Below are 3,179 nucleotides of genomic sequence, written 5' to 3'. Positions count from 1 at the left end.
AACCGCTCTCGACCAATCGGCGTCAAACGGGCATTCTTGTGGATGTTCATCCGGTCCTCCTTGGATCCCTGAAGCTTCGCAACCTCAGTCTCCTCGGTCTGGATCGGATGGACAACCTATTGAAAGCTCACAGCTAGAGCTCCGGTTCTGATTCAATCAGAACCGGAATAGCTCTAGGCTTTGCGAAGGACCTGCGGCTCCGGCAGGCCTTTGGCCGGCGGCGCCGCGTTCCACTGCTTGCACCACGCCAGAAACGCATCGTGGCGCAGCGCGCGGGAGAACACAAAGCCCTGCCCGACGTCGCATCCGAGCGTGGCCAGCGCCTGCCAGGTCTCAAACGTCTCGATGCCCTCGGCGACGGTCGTCATGTTGTAGGCCCGCGCGATCGCCACCGAAGAGGCAACCACCTTCCACAGATCTGCATCGTTCAGGCAGTTGCTGATAAAGGAACGGTCGATCTTCAATTCGCAGAACGGCATCTGCGCCAGCTTCGACATCGACGAATAGCCGGTGCCGAAATCGTCCATCGAAATGCCGATCCCCTTGATCCGCAACCGCAGCAGCGTATCCATCGCCAGCGAGACGTCGTCCATCGCCGTGGTCTCGGTGATCTCGATCATCAGCGCGCGCGGCGACACCTCGGCCTCCTGCAGCAGCCGGCCGATATCCTCGGAAATCGCCGGATCCGACAACAGCGTCGCCGACAGATTCACCGCGACGACGAGCTTGGGATCGTCGCGGCCGGTCGCGCGGACCAATTGCAGCGCGCTGCGCAGGATCTGCAGCGTCACCGCCTTGATCGCGCCGCTGCGCTCCGCCAGCGGGATGAACAGATCGGGCCCGACCGGACCCAGCGTCGGGCTGTCCCAGCGCGCCAGCGCTTCACAACCGACGACCTTGCCGGTGGCGAGCGCGATCTTCGGCTGAAAGGCCGCGTAGATCTCGCCGTTGCGCAGCGCCCGATCGAGATCGGCGGCGGTGATGACGGCCTGATCGCGCGCCGGACGCTGCGGCACGCTGCAATCGCACGGCTTGCTGATCAGCGCCTTGCGCAGCGCGGCGAGTTCGATCGGCTTCGGCAGCGCAATCGCGTCACAGACCCCGGTCGAATGCGCCAGCCGCACCGCGGCGTTGAGGATGCGCTGCTCGCAGCCGCTGATCACGATGACCCGCGGCCTGACCTGCAACGCGGCGACCAGCCGCAGCAGCTCGATGCCGTCGCGTTCGCCGAGCGCCAGATCGACGGTCACATAATTGAAGGCGGTGGTCGAAATCAGTTCGGCGGCGACCTCGTAGGAGGCTGCAAACACCGAGCGATAGCCGATCCGCGAACAGATCTCGCCGATCAGGCGTCCTTGCATGCGATCGTCGTCGACGATCAGCACCAACGGCGAGGAACTGTCGATTTGGCAAGCCGGCATCGCATTGTCCGTTGACCCGGCAGCGTCGATCGCCGCAGCCGCTTGACGCTTGAACCCATGAGCTGCGGCGATTATCGGCCGCGCACAATGAAAGAAGGCTTAGCCGGATCGCGAGGATTTCCTGCGATCGGCTTCGACGCCCCGCCGCCGCCCGGGCGCTAGAGCTATTCCGGTTCTGATCGAATCAGAACCGGAGCTCTAGATTCTAATTTTGACGCGTTCTCTTCACGCGAACCGGGATCCGCTTCGCTCGAAAACGCTATACGGCTCAAACCTCGACTTGCTCGTCGCGCTTGGCCTTGCCGTTCTTGCTCTTGGCCTTCAGGAAGCGGACGTCGATTTCCGAGCCGTTGACGCGGATCAGCTCGCAGCGGCGATAGGCCAGCCCGGTCGAGGACAGCAGCAGGAAGAATTCCTTGAGGTTGAGGCCCTCGATCGAGCCGTCCAGCGTCAGCTCGGCGTCGTTGGCCGACACCGCCTTCAGCACGCAATTGCGTCGCCAGGTGCCGTCGATCCCCATGATCCAGACGCTGTAGCCGCGCCCGAAGGTGACCCGCTCCGGCCCTGTATTCTCGGTTGCCATCGCGGCCTCCTAGCGGCTCGTCGCCGTGCCGGTCTTCAGTCCGCCGGCGAACTGCCCCATCGCAGCCGACGGCGTGCGTTGCGCGGCCGGGTTCGGCAGATACACGCCGCGCCGCTTCGGGCATACCCGATAGCTGTCGGTGAGCCCGACCACGGTCTCCGCCGCGCCGAGGAACAGATATCCGTCGGGCTCGTTGGCCTTCATCAGGCGGTTGAAGATATCGCTCTTGGTCGGCTGGTCGAAATAGATCAGCACGTTGCGGCAGAAGATGACGTCGAACTTGCCGAGCGCGGCGAAGTCCTGCAGCAGATTGAACTGCCGGTATTGCACCATCGCGCGGGTGTCGGGATTGAGCTGCCACATCGCGCCGACCTGCTTGAAGTGCTTGACCAACAATTGAATCGGCAGGCCGCGCTGCACCTCGAACTGGGTGTAGAGCCCGGAGCGGGATTTCTCCAGCACCTCGGGCGACAGATCGGTGGCGATGATTTCGATCCGCCAGCCGGCGAGTTCGGCCGCCATGTCCTTCAGGATCATCGCCAGCGAATACGGCTCCTGGCCGGTGGAGGCGGCGGCGCACCAGATCCGCAGGCTCTTGCGGCCGGCGCGGGCCTTGATCAGTTCCGGAATCACGCTGTCCTTGAAGTGATCGAACGGGGTCTTGTCGCGGAAGAAGAAGGTCTCGTTGGTGGTCATCGCCTCGACCACGTCGTGGATCAGCGAATCCGGGCCGGTCTTCATCTTCTGCACCAGCTCGCTGATGCCGGCGACGCCGATCTTGCGCGCCAGCGGCAGCAACCGGCTCTCCAGCAGGTAGCGCTTGTCCGCCGACAACATCAGGCCGGAACGATCCTTCAGGAGCTTCTGGAGATACTCATAGTCGAGTGGTGTCATGATCTCTTTCCTGAAGGAACATCGCGGCGGTCACCGACACGATGAGGCGTGATTGCGGAAAATTCCTTGGATCGATATTTCCTGGCTACTGGTCGCACGGAGCATTCGCTGTCTGAGGTTAGGCGGCCTGTGCAGAGCCGCCGATTTCGAGGACGCGGTCGACGTCGAGGACGACCATGAGCTGGCCGTTGAGGCGGTGGACGCCGCAGGCCATTTTGGCCATGCGGGGGTCGAGGTTGACCGGGTTGACCTCGCGGCTGTCGTCGGCGAGCTTCAGCACT

Annotated in this window: 3 protein-coding genes and 1 pseudogene; all 4 read right to left on the bottom strand. The window is 63.3% G+C overall.

The genetic code is table 11. From position 1 onward, the window contains the following. Nucleotides 1-173: 173 nt before the first annotated feature. Complete coding sequence (locus VGC77_RS22710) at nucleotides 174-1,421, bottom strand: EAL domain-containing response regulator (RefSeq protein ID WP_331173821.1); 1,248 nt, start codon at nucleotides 1,419-1,421, stop codon at nucleotides 174-176. A 268-nt stretch (nucleotides 1,422-1,689) separates the two neighbouring features. Beyond that, entirely contained in the window at nucleotides 1,690-2,004 is a 315-nt protein-coding gene (locus VGC77_RS22705) for a PilZ domain-containing protein (RefSeq protein ID WP_331173820.1), read from the bottom strand. A 9-nt stretch (nucleotides 2,005-2,013) separates the two neighbouring features. Further along, nucleotides 2,014-2,898, bottom strand: coding sequence for a protein-glutamate O-methyltransferase CheR (locus VGC77_RS22700; RefSeq protein WP_331173819.1), 885 nt, complete (start codon nucleotides 2,896-2,898; stop codon nucleotides 2,014-2,016). A 118-nt stretch (nucleotides 2,899-3,016) separates the two neighbouring features. Beyond that, nucleotides 3,017-3,179: pseudogene (locus VGC77_RS22695) on the bottom strand (chemotaxis protein CheW); the annotation flags it as partial.

The organism is Rhodopseudomonas sp. (assembly GCF_036404135.1).
Taxonomy (GTDB): Bacteria; Pseudomonadota; Alphaproteobacteria; order Rhizobiales; family Xanthobacteraceae; genus Rhodopseudomonas_A.
Note: the sequence above shows the minus strand (reverse complement) of the source record. Positions and strands in the feature narration are given on the sequence as shown.

Bases quoted from the DNA above. Each gene is read 5' to 3' on its own strand.
- VGC77_RS22710 (WP_331173821.1), bottom strand. From the start codon at position 1,421: ATGCCGGCTTGCCAAATCGACAGTTCCTCGCCGTTGGTGCTGATCGTC.
- VGC77_RS22700 (WP_331173819.1), bottom strand. From the start codon at position 2,898: ATGACACCACTCGACTATGAGTATCTCCAGAAGCTCCTGAAGGATCGT.
- VGC77_RS22705 (WP_331173820.1), bottom strand. From the start codon at position 2,004: ATGGCAACCGAGAATACAGGGCCGGAGCGGGTCACCTTCGGGCGCGGC.